Source organism: Pseudomonas sp. G(2018) (genome assembly GCF_005502415.1).
Lineage (GTDB): Bacteria > Pseudomonadota > Gammaproteobacteria > Pseudomonadales > Pseudomonadaceae > Aquipseudomonas.
Window position 1 is genome coordinate 36,901 of sequence record NZ_SCOO01000029.1, and the last position, 21,305, is coordinate 58,205.

At 60.7% G+C, this 21,305-nt stretch carries 7 protein-coding genes; 2 read left to right on the plus strand and 5 right to left on the minus strand.

The genetic code is table 11. The features are described 5' to 3' along the window. The first annotated feature begins 249 nt into the window (after window positions 1-249). Window positions 250-13,260, plus strand: a complete 13,011-nt coding sequence (locus tag FFS64_RS23240; protein ID WP_137807301.1) for a non-ribosomal peptide synthetase — start codon at window positions 250-252, stop codon at window positions 13,258-13,260. 126 nt (window positions 13,261-13,386) lie between these two features. Here FFS64_RS23240 and FFS64_RS23245 read toward each other — a convergent pair whose 3' ends face one another. The 5 genes from FFS64_RS23245 to FFS64_RS23265 form a co-directional block, all read right to left on the minus strand. Further along, the gene (locus FFS64_RS23245) at window positions 13,387-15,534 is read right to left on the minus strand and encodes a lipase family protein (RefSeq protein WP_137807302.1); all 2,148 of its coding nucleotides are present in this window, start codon (window positions 15,532-15,534) and stop codon (window positions 13,387-13,389) included. Window positions 15,535-15,545: 11 nt separating this feature from the next. Continuing rightward, window positions 15,546-16,340 (minus strand): hypothetical protein, encoded by a 795-nt coding sequence (locus tag FFS64_RS23250; RefSeq protein ID WP_137807303.1) that lies wholly within the window; start codon window positions 16,338-16,340, stop codon window positions 15,546-15,548. 75 nt (window positions 16,341-16,415) lie between these two features. Further along, a complete protein-coding gene (locus FFS64_RS23255) occupies window positions 16,416-17,201 on the minus strand; it encodes a hypothetical protein (protein WP_372242183.1) in 786 nt (261 codons plus the stop codon). Then, window positions 17,183-18,034: a DUF4123 domain-containing protein gene (locus FFS64_RS23260; RefSeq protein WP_137807304.1), complete on the minus strand. Its 852-nt coding sequence runs from the start codon at window positions 18,032-18,034 to the stop codon at window positions 17,183-17,185. The genes FFS64_RS23255 and FFS64_RS23260 overlap by 19 nt, the downstream gene beginning before the upstream one ends. Next, window positions 18,031-20,073, minus strand: a complete 2,043-nt coding sequence (locus FFS64_RS23265) for a type VI secretion system tip protein VgrG (RefSeq protein WP_137807305.1) — start codon at window positions 20,071-20,073, stop codon at window positions 18,031-18,033. Before FFS64_RS23265 ends, FFS64_RS23260 begins: the two co-directional genes overlap by 4 nt. Before the next feature lie 366 nt (window positions 20,074-20,439). On the opposite strand from FFS64_RS23265, the gene FFS64_RS23270 reads away from it, so the two are divergent. Next, window positions 20,440-21,252 carry an alpha/beta fold hydrolase gene (locus FFS64_RS23270; protein WP_137807306.1) on the plus strand — a complete coding sequence of 271 codons (813 nt, stop codon included), beginning with the start codon at window positions 20,440-20,442 and terminating at the stop codon, window positions 21,250-21,252. Window positions 21,253-21,305: the final 53 nt, after the last annotated feature.

Consider the following 21,305-nt stretch of genomic DNA (forward strand, 5'->3'; position numbering starts at 1 on the left):
TCCGATTGGCGTTCATGCCAGTCGACTAATTATTTGAAGACGCGATCCGTTCTCATTGAGGAATGGCACAGCGCAACCCGCATAACCCTGTAGGAGCGAGTTCACTCGCGATGGTCGCCAACGATAACGATGGGCACCTGACTCCCCGCGGTGTTCTCTGGTTTTTCGCGAGCATGCTCGCTCCTACAGGGATCTCGTGACCTACGAAAACCGATTCCAATTGCAAGCCGAATTCAGGCAGGAAACCTCATGACCGACGCGTTCGAAATCCCCAGCACACTGGTCCAAGCCCTCCAGCGCCGCGCGGCCCTGACGCCGGATCGGCTGGCCTTGCGTTTTCTCGCCGAAAGCGAAGATCAGGCTGTGGTGCTCAGTTATCGCGAGCTGGATCAGCGAGCGCGGATTATTGCCGGTGCGCTGCAGGCCGAAGCCGGTTTGGGTGATCGCGCGGTGCTGCTGTTTCCCAGTGGCCCGGATTACGTCGCGGCGTTCTTTGGCTGCCTGTATGCTGGGGTCATCGCCGTGCCGGCTTACCCACCGGAGTCGACGCGCCGTCATCATCAGGAGCGCCTGCTGTCGATCATCAGCGATGCCGAACCGCGCCTGCTGTTGACCAGCGCCGGCCTGCGCGATGCACTGCTGCAGATTGAAGGTGCACCGCCGCTGCTGTGTGTCGACACGCTCGACAATGCGCTGGCCGAGCGCTGGGTCGCGCCGGACCTGCAAGACGATGACATTGCCTTTCTGCAATACACCTCCGGCTCCACCGCGTTGCCCAAAGGTGTGCAAGTCAGCCACGGCAATCTGGTGGCCAACGAGTTGCTGATCCGCCACGGTTTCGGCATCGACATCAACCCCGATGACGTGATCGTCAGCTGGCTGCCGCTGTACCACGACATGGGCCTGATCGGCGGCCTGTTGCAACCGATTTTCAGCGGTGTGCCGTGCGTGTTGATGTCGCCGGCGTACTTTCTCGGCCGGCCATTGCGCTGGTTGGAAGCGATCAGCGAGTACGGCGGCACCATCAGCGGCGGGCCGGATTTTGCCTATCGCTTGTGCAGCGAACGGGTCAGCGAATCGGCGCTGGAGCGGCTCGACCTGAGCCGCTGGCGCGTGGCGTATTCCGGGTCCGAGCCGATTCGCCTCGACACCCTGGAGCGCTTTACCGAGAAGTTCGCCAGCTGCGGTTTCACAGAAGACAGTTTCATGGCCTCTTATGGCCTGGCCGAAGCCACGCTATTCGTGGCCGGTACACCACGCGGCCAAGGCATCGGCAACTTGCGTGTCGACGATCAAGCCCTGGCGCAGAACCGTGCACAAATGGGCGAGGGCAGCGCGATCATGAGTTGCGGCATCAGCCAGCCCGATCATGGGGTGCTGATCATCGACCCTGCATCGCTCGGCGAGCTGGCGGACAACGCGGTGGGCGAAGTCTGGGCCACCGGCCCGAGCATCGCCCACGGCTACTGGCGCAACCCCGAGGCCTCCGCCAAAACCTTCGTCCAGCACGCCGGCCGGACCTGGCTGCGCACCGGTGACCTGGGCTTCAAGCGGGGCGGTGAACTGTTCATCACCGGTCGCCTGAAAGACATGCTGATCGTGCGCGGGCACAACCTTTATCCACAGGACATCGAGCAAACCGTCGAGCGTGAAGTGGAGGTGGTGCGCAAAGGGCGCGTTGCCGCGTTCGCGGTGAACATTGACGGTCAGGAAGGCATCGGCATCGCCGCGGAAATCAGCCGCAGCGTGCAAAAAATCCTGCCACCCGAAGCCCTGATCAAAGCCATCCGCCAGGCCGTGGCCGAGGCATATCAGGAAGCACCGAGTGTGGTGGTGCTGCTCAATCCGGGCGCATTGCCCAAGACTTCCAGCGGCAAGTTGCAACGCTCGGCGTGCCGCAATCGCCTGGCGGACGGCAGCCTCGACAGCTATGCGGTGTTCCCGTCGGCCACCACTGAAAACCAAGACTCGACGGCATCTGCCTGCGAACTGGAAGCACGGATCAGCCAGATCTGGGCCGAACAATTGAACGCCAAGCAGGTCAGCGCCAACGATCATTTCTTCCTGCTCGGCGGCAACTCGATCGCCGCCACGCAAGTGATCGCCCGAGTGCGAGATGAACTGGGCCTGGAGCTGAACCTGCGCCTGCTGTTCGAAGCACCGACCCTGGCTGCGTTCGCCGCCGCCGTGGCACAGCAACAACAAGACGGCGGCAGCGCCCAAGGCGAAATCACCGCGTTGCCGCGCACCGACGCGATGCCGCAATCCCTGGCGCAAAACCGTCTGTGGATTACCTGGCAACTCGATCCGCAAAGCAGCGCCTACAACATTCCCGGTGCCTTGCGCCTGCGTGGCGAGCTGGACGAAGATGCCTTGCGCGCCAGCTTCCAGCAATTGATCGAGCGCCACGAATCCCTGCGCACGCGGTTCTTCGAGCGCGACGGCGTGGCCTTGCAACAGGTCGAAGCCGCAGCCGCGTTCAATCTGCAACTGATCGACATCAGTGATCTGCCGCTCGCCGAGCGTGAAGCTCGCGCTCGGCAAATCCGCGAGGACGAGGCCCGCACCCAGTTCGATCTGGAAAAAGGCCCGTTGCTGTGGGTAACGCTGGTGCGCCTGGACGACGAAGATCATCAATTGCTGGTGACGATGCACCACATCATCGCCGACGGTTGGTCGCTGAACGTACTGATCGACGAGTTCTCGCGGCTGTACGCAGCGGCCTCCCAAGGGCAGCAGGCAACGCTCGCGTCATTGCCCACGCAATACGCCGATTACGGCAGCTGGCAGCGCCAATGGCTGGCGCAAGGTGAGGGCCAGCGGCAACTGGCTTACTGGAAAGCGCAATTGGGTGACGAGCACCCGACGCTTGAACTGGCCACCGATCACCCACGCTCCGCTAAACAAACCCACAGCGCCGCCCGTCACACCGTGCGTCTGGGCGCGCCCCTGAGCGAGGCCGTTCGCCAGACTGCCCAGGCCCATCAATCGACATCCTTCATGTTGTTGCTTGCCGCGTTCCAGACCCTGTTGCATCGCTACAGTGGTCGGCGCGACATACGCGTCGGCGTGCCCAATGCCAACCGTCCGCGCCTGGAAACCCAGGGCCTGATCGGCTTCTTCATCAACACCCAGGTGCTGCGTGCCGAGGTGGATTCGCGATTGCCATTCATCGAGTTGCTGGGGCAAACCCGTCAGGCCGCGTTGGGCGCGCAGGCGCATCAGGATCTGCCGTTCGAACAATTGCTCGAAGCCTTCCCGCAGGCGCGTGAACAAGGCCTGTTCCAGGTCATGTTCAACCATCAGCAGCGTGACCTCGGCGCCTTGAAGCGCCTGCCGGGGCTGCTCGCTGAAGAGCTGCCGTGGCACAGCCGTGAAGCCAAGTTCGATCTGCAACTGCACAGCGAAGAGGATCGCAACGGTCGCCTGACGTTGTCCTTCGACTATGCCGACGAGTTGTTCGACGCCGCGACCATTGAGCGTCTGGCCGAGCATTTCAGCCATCTGCTTCAAGCCATTTGTGCGCAACCGGCCACTGCTGTCGGCGATCTGCAGTTGCTGACGTCGACCGAATACGATCAGCAAAACACCTGGAGCGTTGCCCCGTGCGAACCGGCGCAACAGTGGCTGCCGGAGCGGCTCAACGAACAGGCACGCCAGACGCCGGAGCGCACCGCGCTGTTGTGGGACGGCGGCAGTCTGGACTTTACCGAACTGCACACCCAGGCCAATCGCCTGGCCCATTACCTGCGCGACAAAGGTGTCGGTCCGGATACCTGCGTAGCCATCGCCGCCGAGCGTTCGCCGCAACTGCTGATCGGCCTGCTGGCAATCATCAAGGCCGGTGGCGCCTACGTGCCTCTGGACCCGGATTACCCCGCCGAGCGCCTTGCCTACATGCTCAGCGACAGCGGCGTCGAATTGCTGCTGACCCAGACCGCTTTGCTCGACCGCTTGCCGTCCACCGACGGCGTCAGCGTGATCGCCATGGACGCCCTGCATCTGGAAAACTGGCCGAACCATGTGCCAGGCCTGCATTTGCACGGCGACAACCTGGCCTATGTGATTTACACCTCCGGTTCGACCGGCCAACCAAAAGGTGTCGGTAATACCCACGCAGCCTTGGCCGAACGTCTGCAATGGATGCAGAACACTTATCGCCTGAACGACAGCGACGTGCTGATGCAAAAGGCGCCGATCAGTTTCGACGTGTCAGTCTGGGAATGCTTCTGGCCACTGATCACCGGCGCGCGCCTGCTGATCGCCGGCCCCGGTGAACATCGCGATCCACATCGCATCGCGCAGCTTGTTCAAGAATTTGGCGTGACCACGCTGCACTTCGTGCCACCGCTGCTTTCACTGTTCATCGACGAACCGCTGAGCGCCGAATGCACCAGCCTGCGTCGTGTGTTCTCCGGCGGCGAAGCCTTGCCCGCCGAATTGCGCAATCGCGTGCTGGCACAACTGCCGGCGGTGCAACTGCACAACCGCTATGGCCCGACCGAAACCGCGATCAACGTCACTCATTGGCACTGCAGCAGCGCCGATGGCGAGCGTTCGCCGATTGGCCGGCCGCTGGGCAACGTGGTCTGCCGCGTGCTGGATAGCGAACTCAATTCGGTGCCGGTCGGTGTGCCGGGTGAACTGTGCATCAGCGGCATTGGCCTGGCCCGTGGTTACCTTGGTCGTCCGGCGCTGACCGCTGAGCGTTTCGTGGTCGACCCATTGGGTGAACAGGGTGCGCGGCTGTATCGCACCGGCGACCGTGCACGCTGGACGGCGGACGGCGTGATCGAATACCTCGGCCGTCTCGATCAGCAGGTCAAGTTGCGTGGTTTCCGCGTCGAGCCGGAAGAAATCGAAGCGCGTCTGCTGGCCCGGGAAGGCGTCGCCCAGGCCGTAGTGCTGGTGCGCGAAACCGCGGCTGGTGCACAGCTGATTGGCTACTACACCGCCACTGACGCCACCGAAACCGAAGAGGCTCAAACCGCGCACCTGAAAACCGCGCTGGCGGCCGAATTGCCGGAATACATGGTCCCGGCGCAACTGATGCGCCTGGCGCAAATGCCCCTCAGCCCGAGCGGTAAAGTCGACCGTCGCGCCCTGCCGGAACCGCAGTGGCAGGTGCGTGAACACGTTGAACCGGTGACTGAACTGGAACAACAAATCGCCGGCATCTGGCGCGAAGTGCTGGGGCTGGAACAAATCGGCCTGCGCGACGATTTCTTCGCCCTCGGCGGTCATTCGTTGCTGGCTACGCAAATCATCTCCCGTACCCGTCAGGCCTGTGACGTCGAATTGCCGCTGCGTGCGCTGTTCGAGAACAGTGAACTCGGCGCGTTTGCCGAACAGATCCGCCTGATCCAGGCCAGCGGCCACACCAACAAACAGCCGCCAATCGAAAAGGTCGACCGCCACCAACCGGTGCCGCTGTCCTATTCCCAGCAGCGCATGTGGTTCCTCTGGCAAATGGAGCCGGACAGCCCGGCCTACAACGTCGGCGGCATGGCGCGTCTGAGAGGGGTGCTGGAAGTCGGGCGTTTCGAGGCGGCGCTGCAAGCGCTGATCCTGCGCCACGAAACCCTGCGCACCACCTTCCCGAGCGTCGACGGCGTGGCCCGTCAGCAGGTGCATGCCGAGACGGGCGTGCGCATGGACTGGAAGGATTTTTCGACGTTGGCCGCTGACGACCGCGAGCAGCGCGTGCAGCAACTGGCTGACGATGAAGCGCACCTGCCGTTCGACCTGGAAACCGGTCCGCTGCTGCGTGCTTGTCTGGTCAAGACCGCGGAGCAAGAGCACTACTTCGTGCTGACCCTGCACCACATCGTCACCGAAGGTTGGGCGATGGATATCTTTGCCCGGGAACTCAGCGCGCTGTACGAAGCGTTCATCGACGACCGCGAATCGCCGCTGGCGCCGTTGCCGGTGCAGTACCTGGACTACAGCGTCTGGCAGCGCCAGTGGCTGGAGTCCGGCGAGCGTCAACGCCAGCTCGACTATTGGACTGCGCAGCTGGGCCGCGAACATCCGTTGCTGGAGTTGCCCGGCGACCGTCCGCGCCCACCGGTGCAAAGCCATCAGGGCGAACTGTTCCGTTTCGACCTGAGCGATGATCTGGCGGCGCGGGTCCGCGCCTTCAATGCCCAACAGGGCCTGACCCTGTTCATGACCATGACCGCCGCGCTGGCCGTGCTGCTATACCGCTACAGCGGCCAGACCGACCTGCGCATCGGCGCGCCGGTGGCCAACCGCATCCGCCCGGAAAGCGAAGGGCTGATCGGCGCGTTCCTCAACACCCAGGTGTTGCGTTGCCAGCTCGATGGCCAGATGTCGGTCGGCGAGTTGTTCGAGCAGGTGCGCCACACCGTGATCGAAGGCCAGTCCCATCAGGACCTGCCGTTCGATCATCTGGTGGAGGCCTTGCAGCCACCGCGCAGCGCCGCGTACAACCCGCTGTTCCAGGTGATGTGCAACGTGCAACGCTGGGAATTCCAGCAGAGCCGCACGCTCGCCGGCATGACGGTGGAGTACCTGGCCAACGATGCCCGCGCGACCAAGTTCGACCTCAACCTTGAAGTCACCGACCTCGACCATCGCCTGGGCTGCTGCCTGACCTACAGCACCGATCTGTTCGACGAGCCGCGCATTGCGCGCATGGCCGGGCATTGGCGCAACCTGCTGGAAGCGATGATCGCCGATCCGCAGCAACGTCTGAGCGAACTGCCGCTGCTCGATGCGCCGGAACAGCAACAACTGCTCGACAGCCTCGGTGTCGAGCCGGGCGAGCATCGCCTCGATCAGTGCATCCATCATCTGTTCGCCGAGCAGGCGCTGGTGCGCAAGGACGCGCCGGCACTGACCTTCGCCGGACAAACCCTGAGCTATGCCGAACTCGACAGCCGCGCCAATCGCCTGGCCCGGGCGCTGCGCGAACGTGGCGTGGGGCCGCAGGTGCGCGTGGGCCTGGCGCTGGAGCGTTCGCTGGACATGGTGGTCGGCCTGCTGGCGATCCTCAAGGCCGGTGGCGCCTACGTGCCGCTGGACCCGGAATACCCGCTCGATCGCCTGCATTACATGATCGGGGACAGCGGCATTGGCTTGCTGCTCAGCGATGCGGCGATGTTCAAAGCACTGGGTGAGTTGCCATCCACCGTGGCCCGTTGGTGCCTTGAAGAGGACGCCGCCGAACTGGCCCATTACCCGACCACCGAGCTGCCATTGATCAGTCTGCCGCAACATCAGGCTTACCTGATCTACACCTCGGGTTCCACCGGCAAGCCGAAAGGCGTAGTGGTGTCCCACGGCGAAATCGCCATGCACTGCCGCGCCGTGATCGAGCGCTTCGGCATGCGCCCGGACGATTGCGAACTGCATTTCTATTCGATCAACTTCGACGCCGCCACCGAGCGCCTGCTGGTACCGCTGCTCAGCGGTGCACAGGTAGTGTTGCGTGCGCAAGGGCAGTGGGACGCGGAAGAAATCTGCGGCTTGATCCGCACCCATCGCATCAACATCCTCGGTTTCACCCCGAGCTACGGCAGCCAGTTGGCGCAGTGGTTGGCGACGCAAAACGAAATCCTGCCGGTACGTATGATCATTACCGGCGGTGAAGCACTGACCGGGGAACACTTGCAGCGGATTCGCGCGGCGTTCAAGCCGAGCCTGTTCTTCAATGCCTACGGTCCGACTGAAACCGTGGTCATGCCATTGGCCAGTCTCGCGCCCGAGGTGTTGGAAGAGGGTGCCGGCAGCGTGCCGATCGGCAGCGTGATAGGCGCCCGCGTGGCGTACATTCTTGACGCCGATCTGGCCCTGGTGCCACAAGGCGCGACGGGTGAGTTGTTCATCGGTGGTGCGGGTCTGGCCCAGGCGTATCACGAGCGGGCGGGCATCACCGCCGAACGTTTTGTTGCCGATCCGTTCGCGGCCAATGGCGGGCGCATGTACCGCACCGGCGACCTGGTGCGCCAGCGTGCCGATGGCCTGGTGGAATACCTCGACCGGATCGACCATCAAGTGAAGATCCGTGGTTTCCGCATTGAGCTGGGTGAAATCGAAACCCGTCTGCTGGACCATGAATCGGTGCGTGAAGCCGTTGTATTGGCACTCGATGCACCGAGCGGCAAACAACTGGTTGGCTATCTGGTAACGGACGTTTTCGAGCAAGGTGAAGTGCAACAGGCCGAACTGCGCGAAGCCCTCAAGTCACACCTCAAGGCGCAACTGCCGGACTACATGGTGCCCACGCATCTGATCCTGCTGGCCAGCATGCCGCTGACCGCCAACGGCAAGCTTGATCGCCGTGTGCTGCCGGCACCGGACCCGGAGCTGAACCGTCAACAATATGTAGCGCCGAGCAACGCGCTTGAACTGACCCTGGCGCAGATCTGGTGCGAAGTGCTCAACGTCGAAAAGGTCGGTCTCAACGACAACTTCTTCGAACTCGGCGGCGACTCGATCCTGTCGATCCAGGTGGTCAGCCGTGCGCGGCAGCAAGGCATTCACTTCAGCCCGCGGGACCTGTTCCAGCACCAGACCGTACAGACCCTCGCGGTCGTGGCTGGCCGCACCGATCAGGTCACGGCCGAGCTTGTCATTGCAGAGCAAGGCTTGCTCACTGGCCAATCGCGCCTGACGCCGATCCAGCACTGGTTCTTCGACACCGACATCCCGCAGCGCCAGCACTGGAACCAGGCGTTGTTGCTGCAACCGACCATGACGCTGGAACCCCATCGCCTCGAGCAGGCGCTGTTGGCGCTGATTGAACAACACGATGCCTTGCGCCTGCGCTTCAGCGCAGTCGCCGGCCAATGGCATGCCGAGCATCAGTCGATTTCCGAGACACCGGTGTTGTGGCAAGTGCGCGTGTCGTCCATGGACAAATGCGCCGCCGTGTTCGCCGACGCCCAGCGCAGCCTCGATCTTGCACAAGGACCGCTGATGCGCGTGCTGCTGGTCGATGGCCCCGAGGGGCAGCAACGGCTGTTCATCGCCATTCACCACCTGGTGGTGGACGGGGTTTCATGGCGTGTGTTGCTGGACGATTTGCAAACGCTGTATCGCCAACTCGAGGCGCAGCAGTCGGTGAGGCTGCCGGTGAAAACCAGCGCATTCAAGGACTGGGCCGCACGCTTGCAGGCCTATGCCGGCAGCGAATCCCTGCGTGAAGAACTGAACTGGTGGCAGGCACAATTGGCAGGGCCGCATGCGCTTTTGCCGTGCGAACGCCCCGAGGGCGGCCGGCAGAACCGCCATGCGCAAACCGTCAGCGTGCGCCTCGACAGCGAGCGCACCCGGCAATTGCTGCAACAGGCACCGAGCGCCTATCGCACCCAGGTCAACGACCTGTTTCTGACCGCGCTGGCCCGTGTTTTGTGCCGCTGGAGTGGTCACGAATCGGCGTTGATTCAACTGGAAGGTCATGGCCGCGAAGCGCTGTTCGACGAGATTGACCTGACCCGCACCGTCGGTTGGTTCACCAGCGCTTATCCACTGCGCCTGACACCCGCGCCAGAGCAGGGCGACTCGATCAAGGCGATCAAGGAACAACTGCGTGCCGTGCCGCATAAGGGCCTGGGTTACGGTGTGCTGCGTTATCTCGCCGATGACCTGAGCCGCCAGAGCATGGCCGCGTTGCCGATGGCGCCGATCACCTTCAACTACCTGGGGCAGTTCGACCAGAGCTTCGGTGCCGAGGCGTTGTTCCATCCGCTGGATGAAGCCATCGGTGCAGCCCACGATCCGCGGGCGCCGTTGCCCAACGAGTTGAGCGTCGACGGTCAGGTCTACGGCGGTGAACTGGTACTGCGCTGGACCTTCAGCGCCGAACGCTTTGATCCGCAAACCATCCGCGATCTGGCCGACGCCTACGTGGACGAGTTGCAGAACCTGATCGAGCATTGCCTGGCGGATGACGCGGGCGGCCTGACGCCGTCGGACTTCCCGCTGGCGAAACTGAGCCAGACGCAACTCGATGCGCTGCCGGTGCCGGCCTCGGTCATCGAAGACGTCTATCCTCTGACCCCGATGCAGGAAGGCATGTTGCTGCACACCTTGCTGGAACCGGGCACCGGCCTGTACTACATGCAGGACCGCTACCGCATCAACAGCGAGCTTGATCCGCAGCGCTTCGCCCAGGCCTGGCAAGCGGTGATCGCCCGTCACGAAGCCTTGCGTGCGTCATTCTGCTGGAACGTCGGCGAAGACATGCTGCAGGTTATCCACAAGCCGGGCAGCACGCCGATTGAATACCTCGACTGGAGCGATCTTACCGATGCCGAGCAGGAGGCAAAGCAGGAAACCAGGCTGCAAACCCTGCTCAAGACCGAGCGCGAAGCCGGGTTCGATCTGCTCAACCAGGCACCGTTCCACCTGCGCCTGATCCGGGTCGGTGCGGCGCGGTACTGGTTCATGATGAGCAACCATCACATCCTCATCGATGCCTGGTGCCGTTCGCTGCTGATGAACGATTTCTTCGAAATCTACAGCGCCCTCGGCGAAGGCCGGGAAGCCCAGCTGGCCGTACCGCCGCGTTATCGCGACTACATCGGCTGGCTGCAACGCCAGAGCCTGGACGAAGCGCGGCAGTGGTGGAAAACCAATCTGCAAGGCTTCGAACGGACCACGCCGATTCCGAGCGACCGGCCGTTCCTGCGCGAACATGCCGGTGACAGCGGCGGCATGATCGTCGGCGACCGCTACACAAGACTCGACGCCCGTGACGGTGCGCAATTGCGTGAACTGGCCCAGGCCCATCAACTGACCATCAATACTTTCGCCCAGGCGGCGTGGGCTTTGGTGCTGCGACGCTTGAGCGGTGATCGAGACGTGCTCTTCGGCGTCACGGTGGCCGGGCGTCCGGTGGACATGCCGCAAATGCAGCGCACCGTCGGCCTGTTCATCAACAGCATCGCGCTGCGGGTGAAGATGCCGGAGGACGATCAGCGTTGCAGCGTGCGCCAGTGGCTGACGGGGTTGATCGACAGCAACATGCAGTTGCGCGAGTACGAGTATCTGCCGCTGGTGAACATCCAGGAGCAGAGTGAGCTGCCCAAAGGTCAGCCACTGTTCGACAGCCTGTTCGTGTTCGAAAACGCCCCGGTGGAGGTCTCGGTGCTGGACCGCGCACAAAGCCTCAACGCCACCTCGGATTCGGGCCGCACCCACACCAACTTCCCGCTGACGGCGGTGTGCTATCCGGGGGATGACCTTGGGCTGCACCTGTCTTACGACCAGCGTTACTTCGATGAGTCCACGGTCGAACGCCTGCTCGGCGAGTTCAAGCGCCTGTTGCTGGCGTTGCTCGAAGGCTTCCACGGTGACATGGCCGACCTGCCATTGCTGGGGGTCGAGGAACAGGACTTCCTGGTCCTTGGCTGCAACAAGAGCGAGCATGACTATCCGCTGGAGCAGAGCTACGTGGCGTTGTTCGAAGCGCAGGTAGCCGCGCATCCACAACGCATGGCTGCGAGCTGCCTGGATCAGCAGCACAGCTACCTGGAGCTTAACCAGCGCAGTAACCGACTGGGTCACGCCTTGATCGCTGCGGGTGTTGGTGTGGATCAGCCGGTAGCGTTGCTGGCTGAGCGTAATCTCGATCTGCTCGGCATGATCATCGGCAGCTTCAAGGCGGGCTCGGGGTATCTGCCGCTGGATCCGGGTCTGCCGAGCCAGCGCCTGAGCCGCATCATCGATCTCAGCCGCACGCCATTGCTGGTCTGCACCCAGGCCTGCCGTGAGCAAGCGCTGGCGTTGCTGGACGAGTACGGTTGCGCCAATCGACCGAAGTTGCTGGTGTGGGAAGAGGTGCAGGCGAGCGATGCATCGGTGGTCAACCCGGGCATCTACAGTGGCCCGGACAATCTGGCCTACGTGATCTACACCTCCGGTTCCACCGGTTTGCCCAAAGGTGTGATGGTCGAACAGCGCGGCATGCTCAATAACCAGTTAAGCAAGGTGCCGTACCTGAACCTGAGCGACGCCGACGTGATCGCCCAGACCGCGTCGCAAAGCTTCGATATTTCGGTCTGGCAGTTCCTCGCCGCGCCGTTGTTCGGCGCGCGGGTGGACATCGTGCCCAATACCATCGCCCACGATCCACAGGGTCTGTTGGCCCATGTGCAGAACCAGGGCATCACCGTACTGGAAAGCGTGCCGTCGCTGATCCAGGGCATGCTCGCCCAGGAGCGCATGAGCCTTGACGGCCTGCGCTGGATGCTGCCGACCGGCGAGGCGATGCCGCCGGAACTGGCGCACCAATGGCTGTTGCGTTATCCCGATATCGGGCTGGTGAACGCCTACGGGCCGGCGGAATGCTCGGATGACGTGGCGTTCTTCCGTGTCGACATGGCCTCGACCCGCGGCAGTTATCTGCCGATTGGTACGCCGACCGATAACAACCGTTTGTACCTGCTCGATGGCGCGCTGGAACTGGTGCCGTTGGGTGCGGTGGGTGAGTTGTGTGTTGCCGGTACCGGGGTCGGGCGCGGTTATGTCAGTGACCCGCTGCGCACCGCCCAGGTGTTCGTGCCGAACCCGTTCGGTGCGCCGGGGGATCGCCTGTACCGCACGGGTGACCTGGCCCGCCGTCGCAGTGACGGTGTTCTGGAATATGTAGGGCGCATCGACCATCAGGTAAAGATTCGCGGCTATCGCATCGAACTCGGTGAAATCGAAGCGCGCCTGCATGAACAGCCGGAGGTCCGCGATGCGGCAGTGGGTGTGCAGGAAGGGGTGAACGGCAAGCACCTGGTGGGTTATCTGGTCGCGGCGGATTCAGCGCTGAATCCGGCCGAGCGCCTGGAACGCATCAAACAGCGCCTGCGCGCCGAACTGCCGGAATACATGGTGCCGTTGCACTGGCTGTGGCTCGACAAGATGCCGCTCAACGCCAACGGCAAACTTGACCGCAAGGCCCTGCCGGCGCTGGAAATCGGCCAGTTGCAGAGCCAGGACTATGCAGCACCGCGCAATGACCTGGAGCAGACTCTGGCCGCGATCTGGGCCGAAGTGCTGAAGGTGGAAAAAGTCGGCATCCGCGACAACTTCTTCGAACTGGGCGGGCATTCGCTGCTGGCCACGCAAATCGCCTCGCGCGTGCAGAAAACCCTGCAACGGGACGTGCCGCTGCGGGCGATGTTCGAGTGCAGCACGGTGGAGGAGCTGGCGGGGTACATCGACGGATTGGCAGCCAGCGACATCACCGAGGACAAGGTGGATCGGTTGAATGATCTGATGGCGGAGCTGGAAGGGCTTTGATGCTCTAGCGCCTGTACCGGCCCCTTCGCGAGCAGGCTCGCTCCCACATTTGGACTGCGAATACAGGTCAAATGTGGGAGCGGGCCTGCTCGCGAAGTGTCAGCCACCGTCGATGCCGAATGTCATTTAAACAATCGAATCGATATCGATGGTAATCGGCGCCATCAGGCTGTCGTCCACTCTTGACCGGGGGGCCATGGCCAGTTGCTCGGCGGCCCGGTTTTGCGGGTGCGCCTTCCAGCGGGCCAGGCTCAGCGCCAGTTGCTCAGGTTGCGCATGCAGCACGCCGTAGACATCTTCCTGTTTGAGATACTGAGAAGACAGGGGCGTCAGTCGCGCTTGTGTGGATTTGATCTTGCCAATCTCATGCTCGAGGGCATTGATGAGCTTTTCCTGGCTCCGTACATAGGCATCCGGTCTGGCCATCAGATCCTGTCGTATGCGGCGCATTTCTTCCGAGACGATGTTCAATGCGCCTTTTACAAATTGAAGCTCGCGGCGGGTGATCAGAGGCAGATTCGACTCCGATGCTTGCTGCCAACGTCGCAAGGTGGCCCAGCATGCGGGAATGTAGGCAGGGGCCATGAAATGCTCCCCGACCTGGAAAATCTGCGACAACAAGGAGGCTCGCTGCGGCAGGCCGTTTTGCTGCTGCAACGCCACTGTGCACGCGGCATGCTGGTTGATGATGTCGCAACCCGGCTGCCAGAGAATCGAAGACATTTCCCGGTCGTTGAAGTGGACGGGCATGAAGTGGCGCAAGGTGCCGTGGTGTTCGTACGGCTCACAGGTCCAATTGGTGATGCCCGCGACAAACACCGAAAGGCCGAGTGGAACGTTGACAAAGGTCAGCGCGGCCCCGGTGCCGAAAACGTCGGCCTTGGTGTTCATCCAGGTACCAGGCACGCTGGGTACCGGGTCGTTGTGGTTGACGATGCGGTAGTGCACCAACGGTTCCGCGCCTTTGACGAAGTTGGCGTCACCGGCTCGGGGGGCGCCGTAGGTGTAGAGTTGGAGGGTGTAGTTTTCCGTTCTGCGACGCAGCATCTCCGCGAGTAGCAAGGCTACGGCACCGCCGAGACTGTGGCCGCAGATCAGGAGTTTTTGTCCAGCATAGAATCTGTCGAGGTAGTTCAGTACAAAGTCGTAAGCCCTCAGTGCACTTCCATAGAAACCACGGTGGACCTTGCTGTCGGTGCCTTCAAACGGCACTTGGTAAGCATCGGCATCGCGAAGGGCATCGGGGGGATTCTCGGAAGTACCCCGCACGGCAATCAGGATCAATTCATCGTTGTGGGTGATGAAGGCTTGGGTGTCTGTGGCTTCTTTATGTTCGATATCATCGAGAAAGTGCACTTTGGCAGGATGTTCCTGGTCTCTGCCTAGTTCAGGGCTGTTGACGTCATAGAGCGCCGGGTCAAACGGGACGATTTCCAGGCGTTTGGAATACGGCACATCTTCATACAATGGGTAATAAGGTTTGGTCTGTGTTGAATTGACCCTCCAGATTTCATCGGAAACGGCCAACGCATCGCCAAACCAGTTTCCCACGCTCGGTTGCAGCGAAAAGCTCACGGTAGAGTCTATGGGCGCTTTTTCTGGTTTTTGACCAAAAGGGCAGTAACTCAGGGTGGACATCAGCGCGAGTTGATAGAGGTTCAGTGCGCAGAATTCGGGACCGGTCGACAGCATGGGGCGCAAGGCCCGCAGCGGTCGCACTTCAAGCACGGTGTGCTGTTGCGGCAGCAGGGCAAAGCCGAGCTTGCCATGCTCCCCCATGATGGTTGCCCGTCCTTTACTACTCGGGCAAGACAACTCTGGAGGGAGATGCGAAACATGCTCGACTAGATGACGCACTTCTATCTGGACGAACTCATCGGCGCAGGCTTTGGCTGGATTACTTATGGGACGCGCTGCGTCCGGGTTCAGGAAACGGGTTTGCTCGGCGCGTACCTGGAGTTCTGTTATTTGGAGAGGGTAGTGGGGTCTGGTTCGTAAGTCTCTATACAGTTGCTCTGTGCCTTCATACTTCTCATGGAAAATCAGCGCAACCGGGCCTGCAAAATGGTTGGTGACTTTTCCTGTGCCCGTGATATCGAGATAGCCGCTGTATTTCTGACCTTCTGAGTCGATCACTGTGTAGATCAGTCCTGCATAGGGCTCACCCGAGCCGAACTCGTCGACCAATTGAAAACTGGTCCATCTGCCTTGTATGGGGCACGACAGCACTGTGCTGCTCAAGCGTGATGACAGTTCTTCGTCCATGGACTTCACGTCAAATCTCCTTATTCCGTGCAGCCGGGGTAAATGGTGCAAATGCGGCCATCCGGCATCTTGAAGTGGCTAAAATCCGTGTAGTTGCCATCGCAGTAAGCGCGTTGGTCTTCTAAACCTTTGCCCATGCAGCGCTTCCAACCCCCGGGCACTTCGACCCAGGTGTCTCCCCAGCCAGGCCTTTCTTCCTTGGCCAGTGTGATCTTCATCTTTACGGTCTTGCCCGGCAGCTGATCAAGGGTGTACGCCGAGAACGGGCGACCTTTGCCCAACTCGCCCTGTGCATTGGTTTTTTTGCAGTCGAGGAGTTTTCGAAGGATGCGGGGCTTGCCGGAGGTGCGGAACAGCCATTGGCATTCGCCGAAAAACGTACTTTCACCCGCGTCGCTGAACGTGCGCTTGTATTGCTCCTCCAACTCGTCGCGAAAGGCGACGTTGGCGCTGTCGCTCCCAAATTCTCGTCGGGTTTTGCCGTAAGACGCGTTGATATCCAACTCAATGCGCCGAATCACCAAGGGGCAGCCATTGCGGATTCGGCGAATGGTGATTTCGGCATCCGGTTGGTATTGCGTGCGCCATTCCCTGTTGAACATGGGCGCTATGTTGTCGCGGTTTTCCACGGTACAGGTTTCGCCCTTGGCGGGCACATAGACGGCCGTTGCGACGTAGGCGAAATTCGGCGGTAACTCCGCCGTGAAGGTGAAGGTATTCGGCTGGCTGGCGCAGCCGGCGGTCAGTACGAGGCAGCAGCCTGGAAATACAAGGCGCAATGCGTGCTTCAAGTGGTACGGGGTTGCGTCGAACATCCAGTGTTCCTTGTCCGTTGATGTAGCACAGGCTCCAGCACCCGGATGTGAAAGGCTTTCCATGTCCAAATCTCCTTATTCCGTGCAGCCGGGGTAAATGGTGCAAATGCGGCCATCCGGCATCTTGAAGTGGCTAAAATCCGTGTAGTTGCCATCGCAGTAAGCGCGTTGGTCTTCTAAACCTTTGCCCATGCAGCGCTTCCAACCCCCGGGCACTTCGACCCAGGTGTCTCCCCAGCCAGGCCTTTCTTCCTTGGCCAGTGTGATCTTCATCTTTACGGTCTTGCCCGGCAGTTGATCAAGGGTGTACGCCGAGAACGGACGACTCTTTCCCAGCTCGCCCTGTGCGTCGGTTTTTTTGCAGTCGAGAATTTTTCGAAGGATGCGAGGCTTGCCGGAGGTGCGGAACAGCCATTGGCATTCACCGTAAAACGTACTTTCACCCGCGTCGCTGAACGTGCGCTTGTATTGCTCTTCCAACTCGTCGCGAAAAACGACGTTGGCGCTGTCTCCGCTAAAATCTCCCCGGTCTTTTCCATAGGTCGCATTGATATCCAGCTCAATGCGCTGGATCACCAAGGGGCATCCATCGATCGTTCTTCGAATAGTGACTTCGGCATCAGGTGTGTATTGGGTTCGCCACTCCCGGTTGAACATGATGTTTTTGTTGCGCCGGTTTTTGACACTGCAGGTTTCGCCTTCGGCCGGCGTATAGACGGCCGTTGCGACGTAGGCGAAATTCGGCGGTAACTCCGCCGTGAAAGTGAAGGTGTTCGGCTGGCTGACGCAGCCGACCATTAACACCAGGCATCCCCCCAGGCCGGCGCCACGCCATGGGCCACTCATAACGACATTTTCCATTTGCCAAACCCCTGTAACGAATACACCCGCTCAAAATGCTCAGCCGGCGTTTCATCGGCACGCGCCTGCCAGTGCGCCGAGAGGGTATAGGCCGGTGCTTGCAGGCTCTGTACCAATAGAAATGCCACTTGTTCCGGCTCGTGCCAGCTCCATGCATCCGCTTGGGCCAGTCGATCGCCTAGCCAGGCATCCGGATCATGCTGCCCAGCGAGGTCGGCGTAGGCCTTTACATGTTCAGCCAGCAGGTAGCGATGGGCGTTGATACGGCGAATTTGCGTTGCCTGCGAAGCGCAAGTCGATGTGCGCAACCACAGGGGGTCATCGGGCACTGGATAGGTGCCGGGTGCCGGGTTGTTGGTGATTTTCCAGTCTGTGCCATCCCAGTAGCACACACTGATCAGCGGCCCGAGGTAAGCCGCAAAAGCGTCGGCAGGTAATTGTTCGAGGGCCCGAGCCAATACCCGATTGTCATGAAAGCGATACAGCGCTAGGTGCGGGCGCGTACCGATGAGCAATCGTTCGTGCCAGTGTTTGACCAGTTTGGGCAAGTCGCCTTTTGGCAGGCTGGCCAGCCATCCCCAGTTGCGCTGCGGATGCTCGAGCAGTCCATCAATGCGTCTGTCGCCGGGCTGGTCGAGGGTGAAAATGAGCGGCCCGACATTTGCCAGGTCGGCGATGGCAGTGCCTTCGTAGACACTCAGATACTCGAACGGGCTGGAGTTCAACAGTAATTGGTGGGCGTCGCTTTCATTTTCAGAATCCAGAGTCAAGCACAATGAATGGCCCACACTTTGCTGGTCGGTCATCCAGCGACGGACAAACAAGTCAGTCATGCCATGCCTCCTTGTGGCAGGCAGATGCCCGTGCGGCACGCCTCGCAAACGGGGCAGAAGTCCGCGCCCAGAATTTTGCTTTGCGTCATCAATTCCCTCTGGGTGGGGGCCAGCACGGGGCGCAGTTCCGCTGGTGCCGATAGTGCTTCAACCATCGCGGGTGCCGATAGGCTAGAGCCTGGCACCGGAGCGCCACCGAGCTGAAGTTCGCTGCTGCTGAAAATGCCGCCATGACCAATCACAAGGTGTTGGTCTCCTCCCTGAATGCTGACGCCCGCGGCGGCCTCCAGGATCAGAAACTTGCTGACCTTGATGCAAACCTGGTCAGCTTCAATGACCAGGTTTTGATCGACACGGGTATGGCTGTTGCTGGCCACATGTACCTTGTGATCCCCCAAAACGGTGCGATTGTCGTCAGCCTCCAGCACCGTAAAGCTGTTGCCCTTGATGGTTTCCCGCCGCTCATTACCCACTTCGAGGCGACTGTCGTTTTCGATCTTCTGTTCCATATCCCGTTGGGCACGCAGGTAGATCAATTCCCGACCGACGCGATCCTCCAGGTGCAGTTCGTTGAAGCCGGTACTGTTCGGCGTACTGCGGGAGCGAAACACACTGCGGGATTTATGCTCCGGCAATGCGTAGGGCGGTGGATTGATGCTGTTGATCAGGCAGCCGCTGATCAGCGGTTGGTCGGGATCACCTTCCAGAAAGCTGACAAGTACTTCCATGCCGACCCTCGGCAGGCTGACGCTACCGTGTGCATTGCCGGCCAAACCGGAGGCCACCCTCAGCCAACAGCTGCTTTTATCGTTGTGTTGTCCTTCGCGATCCCAATGAAACTGCACCTTGACCCGCCCGTATTGATCGCAATAGATCTCTTCACCTTCAGGACCGGTGACCGTCGCGGTCTGGCTGCCGAGCATTCGCGGTTTTTCGTGGACGAGGGGCGGGCGGTAGAAAACATCCCAGGGAATGGCAATAAACCGGTTGCGATAACCCTGGACAAATCCGTCCTTTCGATCGGTCGCGTCGTGGCTGTAGTTTTCCTCGAGTACGGCGGGTTGCCTGCCTTCATGGCGCACTTTGGTCAGTAACCAAAAGTCGTTCCATTCACGGGTCGGGTGCTCCGACATCTGCAGAATGTGCCCGGATACCAGGGTCGGTTGATCGCTTTTACCCTTTGCCCGGTCGTGATCGGCGCGGTGACGTTCCAGGGAACGTTGACTTGGCACGTTGATGCGCTCGCCCAGGTCAAAACCCCCGAGGTAAGCATAATCTTCCAGATCCGGCTGAACCTGCCCGGGTGCGGATCGGCAGTCGGATTCCAGCAGTCTGCTGGCTCTCTTGAAATCGTAGTCTCGACGTGTAGTACGACTGGGGCGGGTATTGAGTTGCCGCTTGAATCGCTTGATGACCGGCCCTTCGGCAACCAGGCCGTTGTCCCGTCGATAAGGCGTTACACCTTCCAGCCGCGGGAACATTGTCTGATGATCGGCAAACACCAGCAGATGTTTTTCGCGGCTATGGCTGAAGTGGTAATGCAGGCCTTCTTCTTCACAGAGGCGCTGGATGAAGTGCAAATCAGATTCCTGGTATTGCACGCAATATTTGCGAGGGGGATAAGTCGAGGTCAGGTGAAACTCGTGAAATTCACGATTGAGGCCGTGGTCTTCCAGTACCTTTGCAATGATCTGTGCAACGGTCAGTTGCTGAAAAATGCGCTGGTTGATTCGGTGTTTGAGATAGGCCAGCCGAGGCACCAGCGTCAGGCTGTAACGGGTCAGGCGCTGACCGCTATCACCGCGGGAAACGCAATGTATCTGGCCATGAATGCCATTGCCACGATCGTTAAAGGCCAGGAAAGCTTGTTTGTGCAGGAGGTTTTCCAGGTCCAGGTTCGGTCTGTCGCTGACCAGTTCGACATCGAAGGTGTAAGTCTGGCTGATGGATTCGTTGCCTACGAACGAAAGGACCTGAAGGTCGTGTTCGAAATCGATGATCGTGAGAGTGAAACGGGTATCGAGGGGCGCGTTGAGCATGCATGACTCCTTGTCTTGCGGCGTTGCACGGACTGCGGAACGTTGATGCAACACGGGTAAAAAGGTCATCCATGACCCGTTACGGTAAAACGTTCCAAAGCGAGGTTCAGGTGCAACGCTATCAAGGCTGCCAATGAATTGATGTCAGACGCTTCCTAAAATGCCGTTACAAACCATCAATTAAAACGCTGCAGTCCAGGCTGCCGTACGGCTGGCCGACCTGACCGTTGCAGATGTACTTTTCATCCCTTTGCGGGAGCGAGCCCGCTCGCGAAGGCGGCGGTGCGAACGCATACAATCGTGTGATTGACTGCGAACCGTCAGCCGCTCAATCTTCCCGCTCCTTTTTCCCACGGAGCCACTCCGATGCCTTTCGTAACCATTGACGGACAACCCCTTCATTACATCGATCAAGGCAGCGGCCCGGCAGTCCTGCTGGCCGGCAGTTACCTGTGGGACCAGGCCATGTGGGCGCCGCAGATCGCCGCGTTGTCGCAACAGTATCGGGTGATCGCCCTCGACCTGTGGGGTCATGGTGAATCGGGACCGTTGCCCGCCGGTACGACGTCACTGGACGATATCGCCCGTCAGGCATTGGCGCTGCTCGATCATCTGGACATTGATCGCGTGACCCTGGTCGGCCTGTCGGTCGGCGGCATGTGGGGCGTGCGCCTGGCATTGTCGGCACCGCAGCGGCTCAACGGGCTGGTGCTGATGGACACCTATGTCGGCGTCGAGCCGGAGCCGACCCGTCAATACTACTTTTCGCTGTTCAAGATGATCGAAGACACTGGGGTGATCGCGCCGCAGTTGCTGGATATCGTGGTGCCGATCTTCTTCCGTCCGGGCATCGATCCGCAGTCGGCGTTGTATCAGGACTTCCGCGCCAGGCTGGCGGCTTTGCCACCTGAGCGTCTGCGCGAAAGCATCGTACCGATGGGCCGGATTACCTTTGGCCGCGATGATCTGTTGCCACGTCTGGGTGAGCTGGATGCAGCGACTACGCTGGTGATCTGTGGCGATCAGGACAAGCCACGGCCGCCTTCGGAGGCCCGTGAAATGGCCGAGCTGATCGGTTGCCCGTGTGTGCTGGTGCCGGAGGCGGGGCATATTTCCAATCTGGAGAATCCGAGGTTTGTGACTGATGTGTTGCTTACGTTTATTACACAGAGAAACTAGTTGTTCCTGCTGACGTCATCGCGGGCAAGCCCGCTCCCACAGAGATCATGTAC